General features: G+C 31.6%; 26 protein-coding genes, 6 tRNA genes, 1 riboswitch and 1 other annotated feature. Of the genes, 4 read left to right on the forward strand and 28 right to left on the reverse strand.

Going from position 1 to position 25,507, the window contains the following annotated elements; all coding sequences use genetic code 11:
* Position 1 precedes the first annotated feature (1 nt).
* From pheT to ACGHJ8_RS08750, 4 genes are all read right to left on the reverse strand, one after another.
* Positions 2-2,392, reverse strand: coding sequence for a phenylalanine--tRNA ligase subunit beta (gene pheT, locus ACGHJ8_RS08735; protein WP_390539866.1), 2,391 nt, complete (start codon positions 2,390-2,392; stop codon positions 2-4).
* Between the two features lie 4 nt (positions 2,393-2,396).
* The gene (gene pheS, locus ACGHJ8_RS08740; RefSeq protein WP_087359718.1) at positions 2,397-3,431 is read right to left on the reverse strand and encodes a phenylalanine--tRNA ligase subunit alpha; all 1,035 of its coding nucleotides are present in this window, start codon (positions 3,429-3,431) and stop codon (positions 2,397-2,399) included.
* A 32-nt stretch (positions 3,432-3,463) separates the two neighbouring features.
* Positions 3,464-3,660: a binding site (T-box leader), on the reverse strand.
* Positions 3,661-3,703: 43 nt separating this feature from the next.
* Positions 3,704-5,560 (reverse strand): ATP-binding cassette domain-containing protein, encoded by a 1,857-nt coding sequence (locus ACGHJ8_RS08745; protein WP_390539869.1) that lies wholly within the window; start codon positions 5,558-5,560, stop codon positions 3,704-3,706.
* Between the two features lies 1 nt (position 5,561).
* A complete protein-coding gene (locus tag ACGHJ8_RS08750) occupies positions 5,562-7,343 on the reverse strand; it encodes an ATP-binding cassette domain-containing protein (RefSeq protein WP_390539871.1) in 1,782 nt (593 codons plus the stop codon).
* A 39-nt stretch (positions 7,344-7,382) separates the two neighbouring features.
* On the opposite strand from ACGHJ8_RS08750, the gene ACGHJ8_RS08755 reads away from it, so the two are divergent.
* Complete coding sequence (locus ACGHJ8_RS08755; protein ID WP_211963919.1) at positions 7,383-8,315, forward strand: TIGR01212 family radical SAM protein; 933 nt, start codon at positions 7,383-7,385, stop codon at positions 8,313-8,315.
* 17 nt (positions 8,316-8,332) lie between these two features.
* On the opposite strand, the gene hpf is transcribed toward ACGHJ8_RS08755, so the two are convergent.
* The 4 genes from hpf to ACGHJ8_RS08775 form a co-directional block, all read right to left on the reverse strand.
* Positions 8,333-8,863, reverse strand: a complete 531-nt coding sequence (gene hpf, locus ACGHJ8_RS08760) for a ribosome hibernation-promoting factor, HPF/YfiA family (RefSeq protein WP_087359704.1) — start codon at positions 8,861-8,863, stop codon at positions 8,333-8,335.
* A gap of 92 nt (positions 8,864-8,955) precedes the next feature.
* Positions 8,956-10,098 carry a methionine adenosyltransferase gene (gene metK, locus ACGHJ8_RS08765; RefSeq protein ID WP_211963917.1) on the reverse strand — a complete coding sequence of 381 codons (1,143 nt, stop codon included), beginning with the start codon at positions 10,096-10,098 and terminating at the stop codon, positions 8,956-8,958.
* A 56-nt stretch (positions 10,099-10,154) separates the two neighbouring features.
* Positions 10,155-10,252: riboswitch (SAM riboswitch) on the reverse strand.
* Between the two features lie 6 nt (positions 10,253-10,258).
* Positions 10,259-10,381: a flagellar transcriptional regulator FlhC gene (locus ACGHJ8_RS08770; protein WP_239480169.1), complete on the reverse strand. Its 123-nt coding sequence runs from the start codon at positions 10,379-10,381 to the stop codon at positions 10,259-10,261.
* A 163-nt stretch (positions 10,382-10,544) separates the two neighbouring features.
* A complete protein-coding gene (locus ACGHJ8_RS08775; RefSeq protein ID WP_087243082.1) occupies positions 10,545-10,769 on the reverse strand; it encodes a NifU family protein in 225 nt (74 codons plus the stop codon).
* Between the two features lie 128 nt (positions 10,770-10,897).
* On the opposite strand from ACGHJ8_RS08775, the gene ACGHJ8_RS08780 reads away from it, so the two are divergent.
* Entirely contained in the window at positions 10,898-11,272 is a 375-nt protein-coding gene (locus tag ACGHJ8_RS08780; RefSeq protein WP_087359698.1) for a CvfD/Ygs/GSP13 family RNA-binding post-transcriptional regulator, read from the forward strand.
* On the forward strand, positions 11,272-12,552 hold the full coding sequence (locus ACGHJ8_RS08785; protein ID WP_211963915.1) for a glucose-6-phosphate isomerase: 1,281 nt from the start codon (positions 11,272-11,274) through the stop codon (positions 12,550-12,552). The genes ACGHJ8_RS08780 and ACGHJ8_RS08785 overlap by 1 nt, the downstream gene beginning before the upstream one ends.
* 77 nt (positions 12,553-12,629) lie before the next feature.
* Here the strand turns inward: ACGHJ8_RS08785 and ACGHJ8_RS08790 are convergent, their stop codons facing one another.
* From ACGHJ8_RS08790 to ACGHJ8_RS08800, 3 genes are read right to left on the reverse strand one after another with little or no spacing between them, the layout of a single operon-like run.
* A complete protein-coding gene (locus ACGHJ8_RS08790; protein ID WP_390539875.1) occupies positions 12,630-13,520 on the reverse strand; it encodes a radical SAM mobile pair protein B in 891 nt (296 codons plus the stop codon).
* Positions 13,521-13,525: 5 nt separating this feature from the next.
* The gene (locus ACGHJ8_RS08795) at positions 13,526-14,227 is read right to left on the reverse strand and encodes a DUF5131 family protein (protein ID WP_390539877.1); all 702 of its coding nucleotides are present in this window, start codon (positions 14,225-14,227) and stop codon (positions 13,526-13,528) included.
* A complete protein-coding gene (locus ACGHJ8_RS08800; protein WP_205090399.1) occupies positions 14,202-14,525 on the reverse strand; it encodes a helix-turn-helix domain-containing protein in 324 nt (107 codons plus the stop codon). Before ACGHJ8_RS08800 ends, ACGHJ8_RS08795 begins: the two co-directional genes overlap by 26 nt.
* 178 nt (positions 14,526-14,703) lie before the next feature.
* Here ACGHJ8_RS08800 and ACGHJ8_RS08805 point away from each other — a divergent pair, with 178 nt between their 5' ends.
* Positions 14,704-15,057, forward strand: coding sequence for a cupin domain-containing protein (locus tag ACGHJ8_RS08805; RefSeq protein WP_390539880.1), 354 nt, complete (start codon positions 14,704-14,706; stop codon positions 15,055-15,057).
* Positions 15,058-15,199: 142 nt separating this feature from the next.
* Here ACGHJ8_RS08805 and ACGHJ8_RS08810 read toward each other — a convergent pair.
* The 17 genes from ACGHJ8_RS08810 to sufB form a co-directional block, all read right to left on the reverse strand.
* Positions 15,200-15,273: transfer RNA gene (locus tag ACGHJ8_RS08810), tRNA-Gly, on the reverse strand.
* A 12-nt stretch (positions 15,274-15,285) separates the two neighbouring features.
* A tRNA-Lys gene (locus ACGHJ8_RS08815) sits at positions 15,286-15,361 on the reverse strand.
* A gap of 5 nt (positions 15,362-15,366) precedes the next feature.
* Positions 15,367-15,442, reverse strand: a tRNA-Gln gene (locus ACGHJ8_RS08820).
* A 6-nt stretch (positions 15,443-15,448) separates the two neighbouring features.
* Positions 15,449-15,532: transfer RNA gene (locus ACGHJ8_RS08825), tRNA-Tyr, on the reverse strand.
* Between the two features lie 5 nt (positions 15,533-15,537).
* Positions 15,538-15,613, reverse strand: a tRNA-Thr gene (locus ACGHJ8_RS08830).
* Between the two features lie 7 nt (positions 15,614-15,620).
* Positions 15,621-15,696: transfer RNA gene (locus ACGHJ8_RS08835), tRNA-Val, on the reverse strand.
* A gap of 100 nt (positions 15,697-15,796) precedes the next feature.
* A complete protein-coding gene (locus ACGHJ8_RS08840; protein WP_390539882.1) occupies positions 15,797-16,954 on the reverse strand; it encodes a PucR family transcriptional regulator in 1,158 nt (385 codons plus the stop codon).
* Between the two features lie 305 nt (positions 16,955-17,259).
* Positions 17,260-17,955: a DUF3784 domain-containing protein gene (locus ACGHJ8_RS08845; protein WP_390539884.1), complete on the reverse strand. Its 696-nt coding sequence runs from the start codon at positions 17,953-17,955 to the stop codon at positions 17,260-17,262.
* Between the two features lie 11 nt (positions 17,956-17,966).
* Positions 17,967-18,275, reverse strand: a complete 309-nt coding sequence (locus ACGHJ8_RS08850; protein ID WP_390539886.1) for a hypothetical protein — start codon at positions 18,273-18,275, stop codon at positions 17,967-17,969.
* Positions 18,272-18,913, reverse strand: a complete 642-nt coding sequence (locus ACGHJ8_RS08855; protein WP_211963905.1) for an HAAS signaling domain-containing protein — start codon at positions 18,911-18,913, stop codon at positions 18,272-18,274. The genes ACGHJ8_RS08850 and ACGHJ8_RS08855 overlap by 4 nt, the downstream gene beginning before the upstream one ends.
* Complete coding sequence (locus tag ACGHJ8_RS08860) at positions 18,906-19,253, reverse strand: PadR family transcriptional regulator (protein ID WP_390539888.1); 348 nt, start codon at positions 19,251-19,253, stop codon at positions 18,906-18,908. The genes ACGHJ8_RS08855 and ACGHJ8_RS08860 overlap by 8 nt, the downstream gene beginning before the upstream one ends.
* 111 nt (positions 19,254-19,364) lie before the next feature.
* On the reverse strand, positions 19,365-20,450 hold the full coding sequence (locus ACGHJ8_RS08865) for a metallophosphoesterase (RefSeq protein ID WP_390539890.1): 1,086 nt from the start codon (positions 20,448-20,450) through the stop codon (positions 19,365-19,367).
* A gap of 48 nt (positions 20,451-20,498) precedes the next feature.
* Positions 20,499-21,947: a hypothetical protein gene (locus ACGHJ8_RS08870; protein WP_390539892.1), complete on the reverse strand. Its 1,449-nt coding sequence runs from the start codon at positions 21,945-21,947 to the stop codon at positions 20,499-20,501.
* 42 nt (positions 21,948-21,989) lie between these two features.
* A complete protein-coding gene (locus tag ACGHJ8_RS08875; protein WP_390539894.1) occupies positions 21,990-22,856 on the reverse strand; it encodes a hypothetical protein in 867 nt (288 codons plus the stop codon).
* An 8-nt stretch (positions 22,857-22,864) separates the two neighbouring features.
* Positions 22,865-23,518, reverse strand: a complete 654-nt coding sequence (locus ACGHJ8_RS08880; RefSeq protein ID WP_390539896.1) for a sporulation protein YunB — start codon at positions 23,516-23,518, stop codon at positions 22,865-22,867.
* A gap of 51 nt (positions 23,519-23,569) precedes the next feature.
* On the reverse strand, positions 23,570-24,106 hold the full coding sequence (locus tag ACGHJ8_RS08885; protein ID WP_211963898.1) for a 5-formyltetrahydrofolate cyclo-ligase: 537 nt from the start codon (positions 24,104-24,106) through the stop codon (positions 23,570-23,572).
* On the reverse strand, positions 24,099-25,505 hold the full coding sequence (sufB, locus tag ACGHJ8_RS08890) for a Fe-S cluster assembly protein SufB (RefSeq protein ID WP_087359612.1): 1,407 nt from the start codon (positions 25,503-25,505) through the stop codon (positions 24,099-24,101). Before sufB ends, ACGHJ8_RS08885 begins: the two co-directional genes overlap by 8 nt.
* Between the last annotated feature and the right edge of the window lie 2 nt (positions 25,506-25,507).

Genomic DNA, 25,507 nt, shown 5'->3' on the forward strand with positions numbered 1-25,507 from the left:
ATTACACTCTTAAATGTGCTCCATAATCTTTTTCTACAACCTTTAATATCTGTTCAATCATTGTATTAATTGTTGTATCATCCAATGTTTTTGTTGCATCTTGGAATGTTAAAGCAATGGCTACTGATTTTTGTCCACTCGCAACATGTTCCCCTTCATAGATATCAAAAATCTGTGTATCTACAATCAAACGTTGACCAACTTTACAAATAGAACGTACAACATCATGAACAGGTATATCTTTATCCATAACTAAAGCAATATCTCTTGTCACTGATGGATATTGTGGAATCTCTGTAAATTTAATAGCTGGTTTCTTTAAGTTTAATAAAACAGATAAATTCAACTCAGCCACATAAACATCCTTAACGTCATATTTTTTGGCTTGTCGAGGATGAATTTCACCAATCACACCTACAATGTCATTTCCCATCATAATATAACCACTTCTACCTGGATGGAAATCTTGTTGATTTGCTTCTACTGGTTTTAATGTATAACGTGATTCCTTGATTCCTAGTTTTTCAAAGATTGTTTCAACAAATCCTTTTAATAAATAAAAATCTGCTTTTTGTTGTAACTGTTGCCATGCCACATGATGATACATTCCAGAACATGCAATGGCTAAATTTTGAATTTCTGTTTCTTTTGAATAAGTGTGAGAAATCTCATAAATCATCACATCTTTTTGAGAGTGGGCTCTATTAAAATTAATCGCCTGTAGTAATGAAGGAATTAATGATTTTCTTGTCACACTTCTTTCTTCTCCTATTGGTAACATCAATGCAACAGCATCTTGATGATGGAAAAGATTAAAATCATCAACCATAGATGGTGAAGTCAGTGTATAAGTCATCACTTCATGTAATCCTAAATCTGTTAATAAATGTCTAATCATTCTGACATAACTTTGAACAGGTGTCAAAGCTCCTTTTGTCATTTCCATGAGTGGTAATGAAGAAGGAATATGATTATATCCATACATTCTGGCAATTTCTTCAATCACATCAGCATCCATTGTCATATCATTACGATATGTTGGCACTTTTATTGTTAATGTTTCACCTTCTCGTGTATAAGAAAAATGTAAAGATGTTAAAATTTCTTCTATGATTTCAGTAGAAATATTTGTTCCTAATAACCCATTTACACGTGAAGTTGTAAGTGTAATGACTTTTTCTTTCACTTCATAGTCAGTCAGAACACTTTTATAAATTTCTTTAGCATCTGCCAGTTCTTCTAATAAGGCAGCACAGCGATTTAAAACTCTGGCGGTATTAGCTGTATCAATCGCTCCTTTAATATAATGTTGAGAAGCATCCGTTAATAAATTTAAGCGACGTGCTGTATTTCTTAATGTAGCCCCATGGAATGTGGCTGCTTCAATGACAATATTCACTGTATTTTCATCAATCTTTGTATCATCTCCACCCATAACACCGGCTACACAACCAATTCCCTGATCAGTAGAAACAATAATATCTTCCGGAAGAATTTCATATTCTTTTCCATCTAATAATACTGTTCTTTGATGGAAACCAGTTTTAATCACAAAACGTTTTTCCTTTAATTTATCATAATCATACATATGAATAGGTTGTCCTGTTTCCAGCATCACAAAGTTAGAAATATCTACAATATTATTAATTGGCTTAATACCACTTGCCATTAAAAATGTTCTTAACCATTCTGGTGACTCCTTAGTTTGAACACCTTTGACTAATTTAGCCCCAAAGCATGGACATAAATTAGTTTGGACATCAACTTCAATGTCACTATCCAATTCTTTTAATGTTTTCATTTCTGGAACATGTACATCACGTTTTAATAAAGCTCCAACTTCATAAGCTAATGCAATCATAGCCATACAATCAGCACGATTAGGTGTTAAACCAATATCTAAGATAGTATCATCATAACCCATATACTTTAAAGCATCTTCACCAACAGGTGCATCAGCATCCAAAACATGAATTCCTGCTTTATCTTCTTCTCTTAATAAACGTTGATCAATACCCAATTCTGCAATAGAACAAATCATCCCATTAGATTCTACACCACGAATCTTCGCTTCTTTAATTTTAAATCCTTCTCCTAAATCACAACCGGGTAAAGCCACAATCACTTTTTGTCCTGCATCAACATTGAGTGCCCCACAAACAATTTGTTGAACAACACCATTTCCTACTTCGACTTGACAGACATTCAAATGGTCACTATCAGGATGAGGAACCTTTTCTTTTACATACCCTACAACAAGTTTATCTCCTCTTGCAAAGACATGCATTCCTTCAACTTCATGACCTATAGATGTCAATTGATCAGCAATTTCCTGAGCTGAAAAATCATCAACTTTTACATATTGATTTAATAATTTTAAACTTGCTTCCATATGTCTAATCCTTTCTTACAAATTGATTTAAGAATCTTAAATCACCACTATAAAAATCTCTAATATTATCAATACCATATTTCAACATAGCCACACGTTCTAAGCCAATACCAAAGGCAAATCCCTGATAAACCTGACTATCAAATCCACACATTTCTAAAACCTTAGGATTCACCATTCCGGCTCCTAATATTTCAATCCATCCTGTTTGTTTACACATAGAACATCCTTTACCATTACAGTTATAACATGAAATATCTACTTCTACACTTGGTTCCGTAAATGGGAAATAAGATGGTCTTAAACGAATTTCACGTTTTTCACCAAACATTTTTTTCGCAAATAATTCTAAAGTTCCCTTTAAATCTGCCATAGTAATGTTTTTATCAATAACAAGACCTTCACATTGGCTAAATTGATGAGAATGTGTCGCATCATCATCATCACGACGATATGTTTTTCCAGGACAAATGACCTTAATTGGTCCTTTTCCATTTGCTGCCAGCATGACATGTGCCTGAACAGGTGACGTATGTGTTCTTAACAATGTATTTTCATCAATGTAAAAAGTATCCTGCATATCTCTGGCTGGATGATCCTTTGGTAGATTCATCAATTCAAAATTAAAATGATCTGTTTCTACCTCTGGTCCTTCAGCAACACTATATCCCATTCCAATAAACAAATCTTCTAATTCTTCTCTAATCATTGTCAATGGATGAATAGTTCCCAGTGGCAAATGACTTCCTGGTAAACTAATATCAATTTTTTCATTTTGAATTTTTGCCATCATCTCTGCTTCCTCTAAGATTTTTTTCTTTTCTTCAATGGCTTGAGTAATTTCTTGTTTCACTTTATTTGAAACCTGTCCAAAAGAAGCACGTTCTTCCTTTGACATATCCTTCATTGACTTCATGGCTGATTGCATAGGTCCTTTTTTTCCTAAATAGAACACTCTTAAATCATTCAATTCTTTCAATGATGAACAATCATGAATTTTTGATAAAGCTTCTTCTTTAATCTTTAATAATTCGTCCATAATTTCCTCCTTAAAATAAAAAAACCGTTCCACATAGGAACGATTATATCGCGGTACCATCCTAATTCATAACAAAAGTTATGCACTTTACAGCAGTAACGTTGCCCCACGGCGATGATTAGTCGCACTCCAAGGTGAATTCAATAAATGCATTGTAAGAAAACTTTCAGCCTATGTTTCCCTCTCTGATACAAATTCTTTATCTACTTGTCCTTTTCTTCGTATTAACGGGTATATTATACCCAACTTTTTCATAAAAAACAAGTTTTTCTTTATTCTTTTAGGGCAGCAACTGTATTCATTTTTAAAATATAAAGCAGTGGTGGACATTGACTGATGAAAACCAGTAAAGTACATAACATAAAAACAGTCAGAACAATTTTCCAATCCATTCCAATGAAAAACATTTGTCCTTCAAAAAAGCCTTGAATAAAATGATTTATCATTTGAATAATTTGATAATATAATATCAAACATAATCCTTGAGCTGTCAATAAAATCTGTAAAGACTCACAAAATACAACTTTCATAATATTTAAAGAACTGGCTCCAAAGCATTTCATAATAGCTAAATCTTTTTTCTTTTGAATAACGTTTAAAAACATGACTTCTCCAATTAAAAATAATGCTGCTAAAATAGCTAATAAAGAAAAAAGAGCCAAAATGATATTAGCCTGCTGTAAGACTTCAGATACATTTTGTGTCGTTGATTTTCCTATTTCCATAAATTCATAATCTGGATATTTTTGTTGGAGCTGTTGAATGACATCTTCTCTTTGATAATCAGGATGCACATAGAGAATTCCTAAGTGAGAAGTAACCTGTGAAATATCATAATAGTAAACATCTTTGAGAAGTTCAATAGAAGCATGATTCATCTGATAAAGTGTATCTAAAGTTGTTGATTGACTGGTAATTCCAACAATTTTATAACAAATACTTTTGACTTCCCATTCATGTTGATACCAGGCATAAACTTCCTGCCCTACCAGTGATGAAACATCTTGTTTTCCTAAAAGATGTTGTGCTGTTGAAAATGATAAAAGAATTTCATTTTTTGCTTGAGGATATTGACCATATTGTAAAGATAAATAAGTATATGGTGAGGTATCATCACCAATGAATAATGTCTGTGCCTGTTCATAGTGATCACTGTAAAACCCAATACCTAGACATTCATAATCATCTAAAAACATTTCACTTTTAAGAATTCCTGGTTGTTGTTGGAGCTGATCTAGAAAATCTATAGATAAAGATTGTTGATAACGGGATTGAAAACTAATGCCAGAGGCAGGAACAAGAGAGTAAATGTACTGATGAAACTGTGTTTCCAGATGGCGTGTTAGTGTCAGTGCTGTCACAATACACAATAAAGATAAAAGCAAACCCATAATCAATTGAAAAGAACGTCCTTTATGTGACCACAACGAAGCAAAAGCTAAACGCATATGGCTCCAATAATATTTTTTATCATCATGAGTTAAATATTCAATGCGCTGTTGCGTTGTCAAAATCTCATGATTTATAATTTTTCCATCCTGCATCATATAAATTTCATCACTATATTCTCTGACAAGTTTTTCATCATGGGACACTAAAATAACAAGACGATGTAAAGATTCTTCTTTCAAAAGTTCCATAACCGCTTTAGCATATTGGGGGTCGAGTGAACCCGTTGGCTCATCACATAAAAGTATATCACTATGATGATAATGACTTCTTAAATACGCTAAACGTTGTCTTTGTCCCATCGAAAGAGAGGAAAGCGATTGATGCTTTAATTCATCCATTTCCAGTTTTAAACTGACTTTTTCCTGCTTATGAAAAAAGCGTGGTAAAGAAACATTGTGTTTTAAAGATAACCACATAATTAAATGAAACTGTTGAAAAATAAAGCTGACATGGTGACGGCGATAATGCGTGAGATGATGTTTAACAGAACGATGATTCCATAAAAGATCACCTTGAAAATCATGATCAATACCTCCTAAAATATGCAGCAATGTGGATTTCCCACAACCACTTGGTCCTACAATAGCGACAATCCCTGCATCAGGAAATTGCAAAGAAATATCTTTTAATACTTTTTGATAGTGATAACGTTTAGAGATATGTTCAACTTCAAGCATTTTATTCCTCCCTTAAAACTTCTATTTGATTCATTTTCATCATTTGAGATACAGGCTTCAAAACTGACAGAACACTCATGACAAGATAAATCCAAAAGATAAAAACATATAAATCATAACGTGAAAAAATAACCGGTTTTAACAACAAAGAAAAAGAAAAATATTGTTCTATACATAAAACATGATTCACATACTCATAAACAACCATTGATAATAAACAACCTCCTGTCGCAATCAATCCACCAAGTAAAAAAGCCTCATACAATGACAATAAAAAAAGTCTACGATGAGACAACCCTAATGACAATAAATAAGCCACATTATGCTTTCTTTCAAAATAAATAATAGATTCCACAATTCCTAACAACAACAATGAAATCAATAGACTCATTCCTATAAAAATACCTGCAATCAACTGTGCTAAAGATAATAATGATTGATAACTGTTCACTCGCTCTTGAATTTCACTATAGACAATATAATCTGAAGATAAAGTATCATATACATCTTGATGGAAAGAAGTTTTGGTTTCAATGATGAGTTCATGCTGATTAATCAATTCTGAAAGTTGATTTTTTAAGGTATGATAAAAATAGATTTCATTTTGACTAAAAAAATCTTGTTTTAGAACACCTGTAATGGTCAGAGTCAAGGTTTTTTGTTGATATGTTAAAGTGATGGGTTGATCATGATATTGTTGATAAAATGGATAACTGACCAGAATTTCAAATTCGTTTTGTGGCATACGCCCTTTAGATAAACGAATATGATGATTTTGTTGAGGTAAAAAATAGCGAGTCGCTTCAATATTTTCATCAGTAGCCATTAATTGACATTGATCTAACTGATAGGCATAATCTATAGCGACAACATTGGGAATATCAATCATATTTTCAAAAGGTGTTCCATCTTTGTTTTCAACATTGATTATATTTTTTAAGACGGCCTGTTGTTCACTTTGTTTTGTTGCATCAAAGGCTCCAAAAATAGCTGTAACGATACAAAAGAAAGCAACAATGACAATCCATTGAAAGAAAAAAAGAAACATGAGTTTGTTTCTTTGATGCAGGATTTGTCTAAAAGGATAAAACCAGAGGGTATGATGTTGATAAGAATGAGGTGATAAGTCCATTGACTTTTTCATTTTTTTGATTTGTCCTTTGAGTTGTCCTTGTTCTAAGGTTAAAACACTATCACAGTATTGTTTTAATAATTGAGGGTCATGGGATACAATAATAACCAAAGTATTTTGAGAAATCTTTTTTAAATATTTCATGACATCTTGAGCCTGTTGATGATATAAAGCTCCTGTTGGTTCATCACAAAGAATAATTTCAGATTGTTTTAAGAGAGCTTTGGCTAATGAAGCTCTTTTCATTTGTCCTCCAGATAATTGATATGGGTAACGCGATAATAAATCTTGAATACCTAATTGTGTGACAATCTTTTTAAGAAGTGTAGAATGATAATGAATATGGCTAATATGACATGGTAAAATTAAATTTTCTTTCACAGTTAAAGAAGCAACATAATCTTTATTTTGCATCATAAAAGATACATGTTGACTCACAAATGCCTTTCTATCTGTTATTTTTTCGCCATTATAAAAGATTTCTCCTTGATAATCATCATCAAGCATTCCCATAATATATAAAAGCGTACTTTTCCCACACCCACTCTTTCCTTGAATACCTATCATCCCAGTATCTGGAAAAGTTATGGAGAGATGATCAATAATTGTTGTTTGCTGATACTGTTTACAAATATTTTTTAACTCTAACATTATATTCTCCTTTATGTTATAATCTTGGCGGGTGATGTCATGAATAAATTTCCATATACATTTGATAACAAACGTTATCATACTTATAATTACTTTTTAAAAACAAAATATCACTGTAAAGTTGCAAAAGTTTCTTTAAATGCAGGTTTCACATGTCCTAACCGTGATGGAACATGTGGAACAGGTGGCTGTATTTTCTGTTCTGATTCCGGTTCTGGTGATTTTGCCGGGCATGTACAAGATTCTCTGCAAAAACAGTTTCAAGATATTTCTTCCATCATGCGTCAAAAATGGCCTGATTGTCAATTTATTGCTTATTTTCAGGCGAATACGAATACCTATGGAACTGTCGACGAATTGAAAGAAAGATTTGAACCTTTTGTCAATATGAAAGATGTCGTTGGAATTGCGATTGCAACACGTCCTGATTGTTTAAGTGATGAAATCTGTGACTATCTTGAACAGTTATCTCATCGTTGTGATTTATATATTGAACTTGGTTTACAAACTGTTCATGACAAGACAGCTCAACTGATTCATCGAGGACATGATTATCAGACTTTTTTAGATGGTTTACAGCGTTTAAGACAAAGACATCTTGATGTTTGTGTTCATATCATTAATGGTTTACCCTATGAAACTTATGATATGATGTTGGAAACTGCAAAACAGGTAGGTCAACTGGACATTCAAGGATTAAAGATTCATAATCTCTATATGCTTAAAGATACAGCTTTACATCGCTTATATCAACAGCGTCCTTTTGAGATGCTAACACGTGAACAATACATCTCTTTAGTTGTTGATCAGCTACAATATATCCCAGCACATGTCGTGATTGAAAGATTAACCGGTGATGCTCCAATAGATGATTTAGTTGCGCCATTATGGTCCATCAAGAAGGTCACAATTCTTAATGATATTGACAAATTAATGAAAGAAAAAGATACCCATCAAGGGTATCTCCTATAAAGCTCTTTTTGAGCTTTTTATTGTGTTTCGATAAGTCCATAACCACCATTATGTCTTTTATAAACAACACTAATTTCATTTGTTTCAACATCACGATAAACAAAGAATGAATGTCCAATGAGTTCCATTTGCATAATGGCTTCTTCCATATCCATTGGTTTAGGACTAATAGATTTTGTTTTGACAATAACATCTTCTTCCTCATGATCTAAAGGTTCAATAGAAGCAACGTTCAATGCGAGTTTATTATCTTTTGATTTACGACTTAATCTCGTCTTATACTTTCTAATTTGTCCTTCTAATTTGTCGATAACTAAATCAATAGCATTATAAAGATCATTATCAACAACTTCTGCTCTTAATAATACATATTCTGTTGGAATAGTCACTTCAATTTTTTGACCAACTGGATAAGTTCTGATTAAAACTTTTGCTTCAACATTATCACTCATGATAAAATATTTATCTAACATACTGAGCTTTTTGTTGATTTTTGTTTCAATCCCTTCAGTTAGTGCAATATTTTTTCCTCTTATACTGACTTTCATAAATATTCCTCCTTTATTAATTTTATTATACCATTTTTCACTCATAAAAAACACTGATTTCATTCAAAAATTAAAAAAGCCCCGATAGGAGCTTATAAATATTTTTTTAAACTTTCTACACGATCCAATTTCTCCCAAGGAAGATCAATATCTCCTCTACCAAAATGACCATAAACAGCTGTCTTTTGATAAATAGGACGTAACAATTGTAAAGTATCAATAATCCCTTGAGGTGTTAAATCAAATTCATTGTGAATCGCTTTTAAAATGACATCTCGTGAAACTTTTTCTGTCCCATATGTTTCAATATATACACTCGTTGGTTCTTTCACACCAATCGCATAAGACAACTGAATTTCAATGCGATCACAAAGACCAGCAGCCACAATATTTTTAGCCATATATCTAGCCATATAGGCTCCACTACGATCAACTTTAGAAGGATCTTTTCCAGAGAAAGCACCACCACCATGACGGGCACTTCCTCCATAAGTATCAACAATAATTTTACGTCCTGTTAGCCCCGTATCTCCATGTGGTCCACCAATTACAAAACGTCCAGTTGGATTAATGAAAACTTTATAATCCGTATTCATATTGTATTTTTTCACAACATCTTTCATGATTACATTTTGAATATAATCTTTAAACACTTTTTCATCAAAATCATCATCATGTTGAATGGACATTAAAATTGTATCAATACGTGGATGATTTTCATCAGTATAATCTACTGTCACCTGTGATTTCATATCCGGTCTAGCCCATTGAAATTCACCACTATGACGCTTTTGAGTTGCATAACGTACCAGATGATGAGCAATTGAAACCGGCAAAGGCATATATCCTTCTGTTTCATGACTGGCATAACCAAACATGATACCCTGATCTCCGGCACCCCCAACTTCACGATTCGTTCCTAAGGCAATATCACTGGATTGAACCCCAATCACATTTTTAATTTCACAATGTGCTCCATCAATCCCAATATCAGAACTTGTATAGCCAATGTCTTTTAAAACCTGACGTGCAATCCCTTCGTAATCCACAACAGCCTGTGTGGTAATTTCACCACCAATCACAAGTAAATTCGTTGTAATAAAACATTCACAGGCTACTCGTGAATATGGATCTTCAGCCAAACAGGCATCTAAAATAGCATCACTGATTTGATCACAGATTTTATCAGGATGTCCTTCTGAAACAGATTCAGATGTAAATAAAATTCTTTCCATACTTTCTTTCCTCCCTTAACCAATAAAAAAAGCTTTCAAGAGGAAAGCTTTCTTTCCTCTTATTGTTCAAGTCTAACTTGCTAGGTCAGGCACCTTCTTTAAACAAGGGTTGCCACCACTTCATCGATCCTCATCTCGTGGTTCTTAATAAGAGCTTCTATTATTGATATAATTTTTTTAATTCTTCATGACTTAAAGATGTCATTGCTTCAATCAATTCCATTTCCAACCCTAAATCATAAAGAATAGCTGCAATTTTTAATTGTTCTTGTTTGCGATTCATTTCCGTCACCAGTTTTATTTTAACCGGAAAAAGTAGACATTATTCTACAAAACAAGACTTTTTTAGTATATATGAATCTTGTTATAAGTCAAGTGATATTATCACATAATATGATTATAACACAGTTTTCTTTCTTTTTTTCTCAAATTTTTCTCAATTCTCATTAAATTGCCTGAACTTCTAAAACACCGGGAACTTCTTCAATTAAAATTTGTTCGACACCATCTTTTAAAGTAGCATCTAACATCATGCATCCTGCACATGCACCATGCATCTGGACATAAACAATTCCATCTTCAAATTTTACAAACTCGATGTCACCACCATCTCTTTGAAGATAAGGTCTTAATTTATGTATCACTTTTTTGATTTCTGCTTCTTGATCCATGATTTCAGCCTCCTTTTCAACACGACTTATTATACCATATTTTTAATAAAATAAAAGTATCATGACCTTGATTTTCCTTTTAACACCTTTGAGTTTATGATATAATAAAAACGATTGGAGGGCTGTCAATGGAACATCGTGTCAAAACTGGTGATATAATTGATGTAACCATTACGGGAATTCAACCTTATGGTGCATTTGCATCTTTACCCGATCAATCTTCTGGTTTGATTCATATTTCTGAGATTTCTGATAAATTTGTGAGAAATGTTGAAAACTTTGTCCATGTTGGTGAAGTGATTCGTGTCAAAGTCATTGATATTGATCATACAACACATCAGGCAAAACTTTCTTTAAAAGCTGTTCATTTAGCCAAAAGAAAGTATAAACGAGCATATAAAAACCAGCGAGAAAAGATACAAGAAACACCTTTGGGATTTTACCCACTAAAAGAAAAATTGCCTGAGTGGATAGCACAAGGCGTAATCAAGGAGGAAGAATAATGATTAAAGTTGATTTATCAAAAGCAAAATTAACTGAAAGTATGGAATCATATAAAGAACAGGTTGCTCAAATCCATGATATGATCCATAATAAAACAGGTCAAGGAAGTGATTTTTTAGGATGGGTTGACTTACCTGTGAATTATGATAAAGCTGAAGTAGAAGCCATTAAAGCGAAAGTCAATGAGTTAAAAGATGAAATTGATGTTTTATTAGTTTGTGGTATTGGTGGTTCTTATTTAGGAGCAAGAGCTGCTATTGAAGCCTTAAATGGTTTATATCCTACAAATCCAGTACAGATCATTTATATTGGGAATACATTCTCATCAAACTACTTATCTCAAGTTAAAGAATATGTCAAAGATAAAGAATTTGCGATTAATGTTATTTCTAAATCTGGTACAACAACTGAAACTTCTATTGCATTTAGAATCTTTAAAGAATTACTAGAATCAACAAAAGGAAAAGAAGTGGCTAGAAAGAGAATTGTTGCGACAACAGATAAAGAAAAAGGTGCATTAAAAACTTTAGCAACTAATGAAGGATATACAACGTTTGTTGTGCCTGATGATGTTGGTGGACGTTATTCTGTTTTAACTGCTGTTGGTTTATTCCCTATCGCTATGGCTGGTATTGATATTGACGCTATGATGAAAGGTGCAGCTGATGCAAGAGCAGAATACAGTAATCCTGACTTATTAGAAAACAGCGCTTATCAATATGGTGTCGCTAGACAAATGTTATCAAAACAAGGTTATCCAGCTGAAATGTTTGTCACATATGAATTACAATTAGCACAAACTGCTGAATGGTGGAAACAATTATTTGGAGAATCAGAAGGTAAAGAAGGAAAAGGTATCTTACCTACAAGTGCCACTTTCTCAACTGATTTACATTCACTTGGACAATTCATTCAAGAAGGAAGCAAAGTTTTATATGAAACTGTCTTAAAAATTGAAAAACCTATTTCTGATTTAGAAATTCCTAGTGATCCAGATAATTTAGATAATTTAAACTATCTTGCTGGTAAAACTGTTGATTATGTTAATAAAAAAGCATGTGAAGGAACAATAGATGCCCATGTGAATACTGGTAATGTTCCAAACATTCAAATTACTCTTGATGAATTAACACCTTATTCATTTGGATATATGGTTTATTTCTTTGAAAAAGCATGTGCTTTATCAGTATATTTATTAGGTGTCAATCCATTTAACCAGCCAGGTGTAGAAGTTTATAAGAAAAACATGTTTAAATTACTTGGAAAACCAGGTGTATAAGAAGTGAGAAATCACTTCTTATTTTATTATATAAAAATAAAAAACTTACAACTCATCATGAATTGTAAGTTATCATTTTACTTATTTTTTGATGACTGTTTAATCTTATCATGATAAAAATAATTAATGATTATAGGTTTATCATGAGGATTTCTTAAAAATGGTTCCTTATCAATAACATATATAAAGCCATTTTCTTTAGCATATTGATTGATACTTTTATCTAATTCCTGCCAATATGACATGTCTTTTTGAGTATATATTTGTGTATATAAATCTTTAAGTTCTGAATTTTTCTCGTTTATATAATTAATGATATTCGACTTGAATCCTCCTCTTAAATTCAGATTTTCAAGCCATATATAATCACAAAAATCTTTGATTTCTTCTATAATAGAAACAACATTAGTAATTCCCGGAAATATCGGAGAAATAAAACATGTTGTTCTTATTCCTGATTCATGAAATTTTTTCATTGCATCAATTCTCGATTGAATTGATGGCGTATTTTCCATCTCTTTTTTAAAGTTTTCATCTAAAGTATTGATTGACCAAGCAACCATAGAATTAGGATAAGTTTTTATTAAATCTATATCTCGAAGAACCAAATTAGATTTTGTAGTTATAATAAGATTTATACCGCTTCCCTTCATTTCTTCTAAAAATGCTCTTGTTCTTTTATATTTGGCTTCAAAATAATTATATCCATCTGTTACGGATCCAATAATCATTGTTTGTCCTTTGTATTTTTCTGGATTTTTTATTTGAGTCCACATTTTAACATCTAAAAACATACCCCAATGTTCTTTATGACCTGTAAATCTTTTCATAAAATCCGCATAACAATATCGACAAGAAAAAGGGCAACCAACATAAGGATTAATTGAATATCCTGCTATTGGCAGATTTGATTTCGTCAAAATATTCTTCACTCTTATTTCTCTAATTATAATATCTTTTAATGTCATCATCTTCATTCTCCAAATTCCACAGGAAATTCTTGTATAAATTCATTTTCTTCTATAATTCCTAATAAATCTTCTTTCATAAATACAGGGATATTTTTTTCTTTGGCTTGATTATATATATTGTATAGCCACTCTCTTTTTGTATATGACTTATTTTTTCTATTTCCTGTTTCTGTCCCTATAACAATCCATGAAATATCTGTTAAATCTAATTCTCCTATATCATCAAAAAGCGGTTCGAACGTTATATGATAATGTTTAGCATTTATATTTTGTCTTAAAAAATCAATTTTCTCTTTTTCTTTTGATGATGTCACAGTCACACCAAACCAACCATTATCCAAAGTAAAATCCAACTTTATTTTATCTGGTCTTTTTGTTAAAAAAATATACTGTGTATGTTGATTTTCTTTCATTTTTTCATACACTTTATTTAACCATTCTTGCTTCCAGCCACTTAAATCACTTTGTCCTGTTAAAAGATATGCACTATATCTCTTATTATCTAGCATCTTTAATTTACTTTCAAAAAATACAGGAATATTAAAATTATCCGTTGTATGAAATCTACGGTTATTTATTCTTGCATAACAGTACGAACAACCTATATCACAACCAATAACTATATTTATATTTTTAATAATATCCTTAATACAATATACCATATGTTCCTCTTTTTTATTACAATTTTGATTTATAAAATTCACCAAAAGAAGCCATTATATCAAGTAATTGACTCAATTCTAATCCCAGCTCTGTCATTCCATATTCAACTTTCGGAGGGTTGACATGATAATCTTTCCTATATATAATGCCATCACTTTCCAAGCTTCTCAAACTTGTCGTTAATACTTTTTGAGATATTCCATCTAAAGATCTTTGGAGTTCATTAAATCTCCAATTTCGTTTCATTAGATTTCTTATTATTAATAGTTTCCATTTGTTACCTACTAAAGATATTGTTGTCGCAACAGGACATTCTGGCAAATCCTCTTTTTTTCTCATCTTAACCCCACATTCTACCTATAGTTTCATTTCAACGTATTTATTTATAATTCTTTCAATTTCACAATGATTATAACATATATATAAAATAGAACAAGTAGTTACTTTAAAGTGCGTACTTGTCTTTAACCTAATTCTTTGATATAAATTTTAGTATAAACGAAAGGAGAATATGGAAATGTCAAATTACAAAAAAACAAGTATCGAAAATAAACCAAGAATAGAATTACATGATCAATTAGAATTAACAGGTGCAGAAATTAGTATCAATACCTTACCAGCCGGACAAAATATTCCTTTTATTCATTCCCATAAAAGAAATGAAGAAATCTATTATATAATCAATGGTTCTGGAAAAGCTATTATTGATAGTGAAGAAATTGTTTTAACAGCTGGTGATTGGATAAAAATATCTCCACAAGCAAAACGTCAATTTTTTGCTTCTAAAAATAGTTCAATAACTTATATATGTATACAAGTCAAAGAAAATTCACTTGAAACATATACTGCTAATGATGCTATTATATTATAAAACAAAAGAAGAAACCTCTAAAATTTGATATCAATTTTGAGGTTTCTTCTTTAACTTTGTAGGGCAACATTATATTAAATAAAAAAAACAAACAAGTCTAATATTTTTGTTTGATCCTTATATAAAAATATTTAAACTTCATTGGAGCGGGTGATGGGAATCGAACCCACGTAGTCAGCTTGGAAGGCTGAAGTTCTACCATTGAACTACACCCGCATTTTCATTGAATGGTGACCCGCAGGCGACTCGAACGCCTGACCCTCTGATTAAAAGTCAGATGCTCTACCTACTGAGCTAGCGGGTCAAGAATGGCTGGGATAGCTGGATTCGAACCAGCGCAATGACAGAGTCAAAGTCTGTTGCCTTACCGCTTGGCTATATCCCAACAAGATGGTGGGGAGGGGCGGATTCGAACCACCGAACCGAAAGGAACTGAGTTACAGTCAGCCGCGTTTAGCCACTTCGCTACCTCCCCGTATATGGTGCCGGCTAAAGGACTTGAACCCTCAACCTACTGATTACAAGTCAGTTGCTCTACCAATTGAGCTAAGCCGGCAAATAAATGGTGGAGGTTAACGGGCTCGAACCGCTGACCCTCTGCTTGTAAGGCAGATGCTCTCCCAACTGAGCTAAACCTCCATTTTCTAGTGCTCCCTTATAATAGCATACGGATATGCACTCGTCAAGCAAAAAAATAAAAAGAAAATAGAAATTTTCTAACCAAAATTTTTATTTCTTTTTATTTCATCATTTTCGCAATATAAAAAGCCATCATATACGGAAATTTATCTTCAAAAGTATCTAAATCATTATTTAATAACTTCTTAATCTTTTCAATGCGATAATTGACAGTATTACGATGAGTATACATATTTTTAGCAATTTTTTGTGGACTTCCATCATATTTTAAATAATAATACAATGTTTTTTCTAATTCTCCATGATGTTTTTGATCATAGTGAATCAATACATCCAGTAAGTGATGATACATATCAGAAAGAATCTTTTGATCTTGAATAGAAAATAAAATCTGATAAATTCCCATCTCGTCAAAACACATAATATTTTTTTCAAACAATCTTGCTAGAGCAACTGCTGATAAAGCTCTTTGATAGCTTAAATGTAATTGTCTGATATCCGACATCTTTGTTCCAATTCCAACATACAAAGATTTGACTTTCATTCTTCCTTTAGCACGACGATACATTGAATGAACAAGATTCAAAAAAACATCTTCTAACAAATTATTAACAATTAAAACATAATAGCCATCATACCAGAAAAAACTATAAGGACATTCTATTTTTTCAAAATAAAGCTGCAACTGCATGGATAATTTTCTTCTTTCAATTTCACTATACTGACTGGCATCTTCAATATCTATAAGCAAAACTTGAAAACTGCCATCTACATCAAAATGTCGCATAAGTTCCACTCTGTTTTCTTCAATTGTTCGTGGATCACTAAAAATATTTTGAAAATATTGTGTAATCTGATAATCTTCTCTTTGTGAAAATAAACAACGCATACAAAAATCTTTAATTAAATCCATCATGTGAATATGCCATGGTGAAACAAGTAAAGGAAAATCATTAGCTTCACAATAATCTAAAACATCTTGGGGAACTTCAAATATATATTTTCCAGTATTAATAATCAAACCGACACTATGATATTTGACAAGATATTCAACAAGTTTTAATAAAGCTCCTTCTTTTTGAAAGCCAAGCCCACTTGTCACAATCAATTCTTTACCCCATAATTGCTGAATCGTCGTTGTATCTTCTATCAGATGAACCCAGCTCATCGCATTAGCACAACCTTTTTCACCACACAACAATGTTAATTGATATAAGTTTTTTGTTTCATTTAAAGCATCTTCGATTGTAAATCCCATACTCTCACCCACTCTCTTTTATTATACACTTATATTTGTGCAAATTGCACAAAAATCAACAGATATATTTATATTCTCAGCTCCTTTTCTTTTATCAAAAAAGACATATAATATAAGTGTCAATAAAAATTCATCATCATAGAGGAGGTAAAATTATGAACGTTTCTTTTGATTATTTCTCATTAGTCCAACAACCTAAAACTTGCCCTTCTTGGGTGAAATGTGAGAATTATTTTAATTGTGCGAGTTTTTCAAAATTCTTCTCTTTATTCTACAAATAATAGAAATAACGTGGCTAAGCCACGTTATTTTAGTATAGATTGTAATTTTTGATAATGCTTAAATGTCTGTTTTTCTGTCTGATCACTTATAACATACCATCCCTCTTTCGTTTCTATCAAAACATAAGCGGGACTATTTGTATAGCTATACAGACGATAAATTCCTAGTTCATCATTTTCATATCTTCCTGCCTCAATTTTTGCATTATTTACACCATTCTTCTTTCTTCCAACATCAAAATCTTCACGATATTCTATTTGAACAATATCCTCATAATTTATTTGTGAATCAGAAACAAGTGAACCAGATAAGTGTAGTGAAGTGCTTTGATATTCAATTTGAATATTTCCTGTAAACATCACAAAACATATCAATCCACTTATCAATAAAACAGCTATCATACTTCCTATCAGTGAACGATTTAATTTTTTAACTGGAACAATAGTGGCAAATTGACTTCCTATCAAAATAATAGCGATTCCTATAAGAAATGAACCAACCATCAAATAAAGTCCAAGAGAGTCAAAAATCATCAATGAACCTATTCCTAAGGTTACTATAAGTAAACCAACACCGACAATACGACATAGCTTTTTTTCATTATATTGTGCCTTTTCTTTTGCACTGGCTGTATTATATCCAGCAATTAAAAAACTACCTTTCCCCATCAGCAACAAAAGCGATACTATCAAAAATATAATAAATAAAATGATACCCATAAAATTTCCTCCTAAAAGATACCATGATTATATTTCATCTGAGCATAGATCATCATAACAATCCCGACAACAAGTCCAATGACCACACCTATTTTACCTAATATAAATAAATGAAATAAACGAGCCAAAAGATTCATCAAACAACCTAGACCAATTATTAACATACCTGTCCCCATTGTTCTAGCATAATCCTTAAGATTTCCTTCTTGAATACGTCTAAGATGATAGCTATGAATAGAAGATACATTCCCCTCAAAATGTGCCTTTGCTATCACAAAACATGCTATTGCTAGGATTAAAGATGTTATATTTTCTTTCATTTCATGTATAATCCTGCTAACTGATAATTTTGATCAAGTGTAATCGTATAAGTCACACTTCTTTTTTGATATAATGCCACAATTTCACCAATGACACAAATATAACCATTTTGATTGACTTCAACATATCTTTCGCTTGTAATACGCTGAAAATCACCTAATTCACCTAATGATTCTAAAGCTTCACTTAACGAATGTTCTGTTAAAGTTTGTGCCATTGTTTCATCGCAACGTTCAATCAAACTTTGTTCATCTAAAGGTGAAACATCTAAAATGACTTCTGCCATGATTTGAGCCACTTGTTCTTGTTGAAAATAGGAAGAATCTTGAAGATCAGTATACTCTGGAATCATAGAACGTATAAATAGAAAAACAGCTAAGCCCACACCAACAAGAATGCCTATGATAATGATAATCATTTTTTTATGTGAACGAGGTGGTTGCACACCCATATTTTCATTAAATTCTCGTGCTACTTCTTCTGGTGCCCCCATTCTTTGTATAATATCTTCTAAAGATTCTCCCTGTTTCAACGCCATTTCGATATCGTTTTCTAAATCCAGCTGAATCTTTCTTTTCTGTTGTCGAGAACATCCCAATAATTTTACGACTTTTTTAATATATTGTTTTTTATTCATGATCCTCATCTCCTAATATTTCATCAACTGCTTTGACATATCTTTTCCATAATAATTTAAGAGCCTTTAATTGTTCTTTTCCTTTTTCAGTTAAGCAATAATATTTTCGAGATGATTCTTTATTTTGAGGCACACTCCATTGACTTTCTACAAGTCCATCATCTTCTAAACGATATAATATAGGATAAAGTGTTCCTTCTTTCATCTCAAACATGCCCTGACTCTTTTCTTTCATACATAAAATCATTTGATAACCATACATTTTTTCTTTTAAAAGAAGTTGTAAAACTAATATTTCTAAAATTCCTTTCTTTAATTGTCGTTCATATCTTTCATTCATTGAATCACTTCTTTTCTATTTAGTATTACTAAATATATTGTAATACTTAAATATATTATTTTCAATCAAAAGCATAAAAAAAGATAAGTTTTAATAACCTATCTCTTTCTATCAATGATGACTTTGTATATGAATCATCACATATTCTGATTGAGAACCTGTTCTTAAAGGATAACCCCATCCTGCAATACCTGAGGAAACAATGACTTGCATAGAAGACAGTTGGCGATAACCATAATTCATTTCACCAAAGCCCAGCCATTGACTTAAAATACCTACAGGAAAAATCTGTCCACCATGTGTATGTCCGGAAACTTGCAAATCAATCCCTAGCTGATTATTTTTTTCTAAGTCTACTGGCTGATGATCCATCAACAATAAAAACTTATCATGAGATATATCTTCGATTATTGTTTCTAAAGGAAGTCTTTGATGACTACGATCATCACGTCCAATCAAGACAATATCATCATGAATAGATACCACTTCATCACATAAAATATGAATATGACAATCTTCTATTGTCTGTTTCAACATTTCTGGTGTAAAAGCAGGTTTTTCAACATATAAAGCTTGATCATGATTACCATATACATAATAAATACCATATTGACTTTCAATCGTTGATAATGTTTCAAATGTTTGTTTCATTTCCTGATATGATGTTCTTTCATCAACAATATCTCCACCCAACAATACCAGATCCGGTTTTTCTTTAGATATATCTTGACAATACTTCTGGAGCTTTTTTTGATTCATGGTCGTAGGAAAATGTAAATCGCTTATAAAAGCGATTGTATAATCTTTTGATAATGATTTCGATGTTGTAACTGTATAATGAACAGTTTGTACATCTTGCAGATGATAATAAGCATATCCTAAAAGAATTGCTAAACAAAGTAAAGGAATCACTCCTAAATGATAAATCTTATTTAACAATATATTATGAACTTTTCTTTGATGTAAAATCCACATCACAAGATCACAGATTAATGCAAAAGCAAACAAATGATAAACAACAACAGCCCAAAAACGAAAAAGATTATATGCTGGTAAAACAAAAAGCAAAGCAAAAATCCAGCTGAAAAGACGTATAAATATGTTTGGATGGGGATAAAAGCATAGAATGATTCTTCGAAAATAAAATTGAAAATACAAAATAGGTGGAATAAGAATGAAAAAGAATAAAATAGACATTGATTGACTCCTTTCATTGAATATGGAAAATAACCTACATAGCGTAGGTTATTTTAACTGCATAATAAAGAAATAAAACATATTTTTCCCACGAGGAATTTCATAATGTTCAACAAGTGTGAGATATCCTTCCTGTAATCTTAAATTTTTACGTACCAGTGAGATTTCACTCGTATATAGAAAAACATAGCCTTTTGGTTTGACAAGACAATGAATACGAGCAAAGAAACGGTCATAGAGTTCATGCAATAATTGAGGATCATTCATTTGAGGTAAAGTTGGCATATCTGTAATGATTTCATCAAACATTTCATTGTTTACAAAACGCAGGGCATCTTTATGCACAAAATAAATGTTTTGTCCTGCTGCTTTACTATTCTTTCTTGCTGCTTCAATTCCTTTACCAAAAACATCTATTCCCATCGCAAATTTTGAAGGTACAACATAATTTTTTTCAATCAACAAAGTTCCACAACCAACAAAAGGATCAAGCACCTTTCCTTGTTCTTTCATATAAGGTTTTGCAAGTTGTACAAGTGTTGCAGCAATATAAGGCTGCATTGAATTAGAAATAATTTCACGACGATATTCAAAACGAGAACTTTTTAAATGCGTTAATCTCAAATAAGCATTAACCTTATCTTTTTTCATTTCTTTAAGCACAATTTCAATATCATAACCATCAGTTGTATTCAACAGACGATCTGGATAGAGTTCAAAGATCTTTTGTGAAACTTTTTTAATTAAAGCAGGATGTTTTTCTCTTGTTTCATCCGCAACTCTAAAATAAAACAATGAATGATCATCATAAAGTTTATCTAAAATCGTTTCTAAATGACATCTTTGAAAACCAGCCATAATACTATCCAAATCAATATTTAACCCTGTAGCTCCAGCTAAGGGAATCAACATATCATGATAAGTTCTAATATTTAAAAGATCGTATAAAGAATCTGTACGTACCAGAACTCCTTGTGTCACTGGTTTATATTTTAAATGCAAAACAGATTCAAATAAAACAAACTGATAATAAGGTAAAGATGTTAAAACAACATCAACTGGTTCGTGTTTTAATTTAATGATTTTACGTTTATGTACCTGATTTTTTAAAATCAGGGGATTCAATATCTTTAATTGTGCCTGAATATGTTTTGTCATTTCAGAAGCATGAATCAATTGATTTTGAATATCTTTCAATCTTTGAATATAGGCACGACAATCTTGCTGGGCAATTCCAGTCAAATAGGCTTCTTTGACATATTCTGTTTGTTCTTGATCATAGGCATCTAATAATATATTGACAGTATTGGCATATTTTCCAAGTAATATGGCACTGTTTTTACGCACTTTAGGATCTTCATGAGATAAAAATTCAATTAATTTCTGTTTGAATTGTTGATCTTTTTGAAGTAAAGAATCACATTGAGATGATGCTTTTAAACGAATCAGTGATTCTCTTATACTTTCATTTCTTTTTATACTATTAATTAAATCCATACGACAACCCTCTCAACTAACTGTGCAATATTATACCATATTTCAACAATTTATCCAACTGATTTTAGGTAGTGTCACATAAAAAGATAGAATCCTGAACATTTGTGCATACATATCTTGACTTTGTTTCATTTGCTGATAAAAAAATGCAACCTTTTTTTCATCAAGTAAACCTTGTAGTAAACATTCAAAAAAATAAGAAGGATATAACATTCTGGCATATAAATAAATGATTTCATAAACATCAAAGTAATGTGTTTCTAATATATTTTGTAATTGAACATATGTGATTATTTGACTTGATACTAGACATGAAAGATGCCTCATACGTGTTGAAAAAATATAACAGCAGGGATTAAGAAGTTCATAAACATATTCAAAAAAAGGCTGTGTCAAAGATAAAGACACAGGCAAAGAAGCCTGTTTATCAATCTGTAAGATATAATTTAATATATTAATACTGTTTTCTCCAAGACCACAATAATAATAAATGAGTGAAATAATATCTTGGTCATGTTTAAAGCTGTAAGCATAGTCTTTGACTTTTTCTCTAGCCTGATCAATCTTACAAATCCACTGTTCTTTAATCTGTTGAACTTTTAATTTAGGAAATCGGTAGATCATCATTGTCTGATGAATATATTGTTTTAATGAGAAATGATCTTTTTGATAAAGAAGCAACACATAACCCTGTGTAAATAATTCCTGATAAATATTTCTAACAATTTCATAACCTTTCATACCACATTGATGCATCAAATAACGATAATAATGATATCGATTTAAAAAGTCTTGGGGTTCTTGAACCAATGATAAATAATAAAGCTGTCCTCCAACATAGAAATAACCTGTTGAATCTAAAGAACAATCGATATGATAATACATTTTTAATAATTCTTGCACTTGCATTCTTCTTTCTATGAGGAATAAACTAAAGGAACTTGTCCTTGAAAAATTTCTAACAAAATAGGAATAGAAATGACTTGAGTATGATATTGTTCAAAAAAAGGATAAATCATGGCTATATTCATTTTAATATCAATGGAGAGTTCAATCATGACATGATTGACACCATAATTTTCAATTTTTTTTGAAATGCTGCTACCGACACTGGACAGGTGCTTATAAGTCAATGGGATGGATGGCAGCATCAAAAAGGAAGGAAGATGAAAAAGGGTATTCAAAGAAAGTGAAGCAATGATACCTGTCTGACTGACTTCTTCCATGCGTCTTTGGTAATAACTTTCATCTTGAGCCTGATATGTGCCATTTTCTATTTGTGAATATATATTTTCTATATCCAAAACAATTCTATTGGCTAATTGATTGACTTTAACCACATCAAAATCAAGCAATGCAATTTCATTTTCTTCATTTCTTTCAATAATAACCAGTTCATCATATTGTTTTTGATCTGTAAAATAACTGTGTGAAATCACCAACTGATTAAAGCGTTCTATTTCCATCTGACCATATTCTTTAATAAAAGGAATCAATTGTACATAAACAATTCCCAGCCCAGTCATCAACAATAAACATAAAACCACAACAGTAATGATCCACTTTTTCATTCTCTTTCACCAAAATATTATATGTTTCTCATATCAAAAAATGTCATATTACTATGACATTTCATGAATAATCTCATCTAAAGGATAATCGTATACATCATAATCAATATGATCAACATATTGAAAAGAAAAAGCTAAACCCATCTTATAACCATGAAAATTTCTTTGAAAATAACGATCATAATAACCTTTTCCATAGCCAACACGATAGTTGTTTTGATCATAAGCCAACAAAGGAACAAGCATACAATCAATGTCCCCAGGCTCTATGAAATGTGATGTTACAGGTTCAAGGACATGAAAACATCCTGAATGAAGTTCATCAAGCGAATGAATTTCATAAAAATTCATTTGTGACCCTTCTACTTTAGGAACACATACACGCTTATGTAATAACAAGGTCTGAATAATCGCTAAGGTATCTACTTCACGAGGTAAAGATACATAACAACCTATGATTTTGGCTTTTTGAACACGAGGATGAGTTAATACCTTAGAAAGTATTTGTTGATTATATAAAGAAAACGTCTGTGATGTCAGTGCCAGACGTTTTTCTTTCATAATCTTACGTAACAGTTGTTTATCCAATACTATTTTCTCCCATATCCAGTTTAATAAGCTGGTTGAGCTCAACTGCATATTCCATCGGTAATTCTCTTGAGAATGGTTCAATAAAGCCCATGACAATCATTTCTGTTGCCTGTTCTTTTGTTAAACCTCGACTCATCAGATAGAAAAGCTGATCTTCAGAAACCTTTGATACAGTTGCTTCGTGTTCAATGATGGATTCATTGTTCAACATCATATTTGTAGGAACCGTATCACTTGTTGATTGTTCATCTAAGATCAATGTATCACATTCTACCTTACTTTTTGAATCAATGGCATTTTTTTGATGTCTGACAAGACCGCGATAGTTCACTTTACCACCATTACGAGAAATTGATTTAGAAATAATCTGACTAGATGTATGAGGAGCCAAATGAATCATTTTTGCACCTGAATCCAAAATCTGATGACTATCAGCTACAGCAATCGTTATACAAGTCCCTTTTGCACCTTCGCCAGCTAAAACACAAGTTGGATATTTCATAGTGACAGCTGAACCAATATTACCATCAACCCATTCCATTGATCCATTTTTATAGACTTTGGCGCGTTGTGTAACAAGATTATAAATATTCTTAGACCAGTTCTGAATGGTTGTATAACGACATTTTGCTCCTTCTAAAACAACAATTTCTACAACACCAGCATGTAAGGAATCCTTAGAATAAGATGGTGCTGTACACCCTTCTACATAATGAATATCTGATCCTTTATCTACAATAATCAAAGTTCTTTCAAACTGTGCCATTCGTTCACTATTGATTCTAAAATAAGACTGTAAAGGCTTATCAAGTTTCACACCTGGTGGAACGTAGATAAATGAACCACCTGACCAGACCGCACCATTTAAAGCAGAAAACTTATTATCATTATAAGGAATGACTGTATCAAAATATTTCTTAAAGATTTCTGGATATTCTCTTAAACCACTATCAATATCTAAGAAAATAACCCCTTTTTCTTTAACTTCTTCCAACATATTATGATAAACAACTTCAGATTCATATTGTGCTGAAGCTCCGGCTAAAAATTTTTGTTCAGCTTCAGGAATTCCTAACTTGTTGAAGGTGTTTTTAATTGTTTCAGGAACTTCATCCCATTTATCAGATAAATGATCACTTGGACGATTGTAATATGTATATTCATCAAAATTCATCTGGCTTAAATCAACACCCCATGTTGGCATTGGTTTTTCTAAGAAACATTTTAAAGATTTTAAACGATATTCCAGCATCCATTCTGGTTCTTTTTTTATGGCTGAAATTTCTCTGACAATATCTTCATTTAAACCTTTAGGTGTTTTAAAAACAGATACATCTTCATCTTTAAAATCATAATCATTTTTCATTGAAGGAATATCCATATCTATATTTGCCATAT

The organism is Massiliimicrobium timonense, from assembly GCF_042850985.1.
Taxonomy (GTDB): Bacteria; Bacillota_I; Bacilli_A; order Erysipelotrichales; family Coprobacillaceae; genus Allocoprobacillus.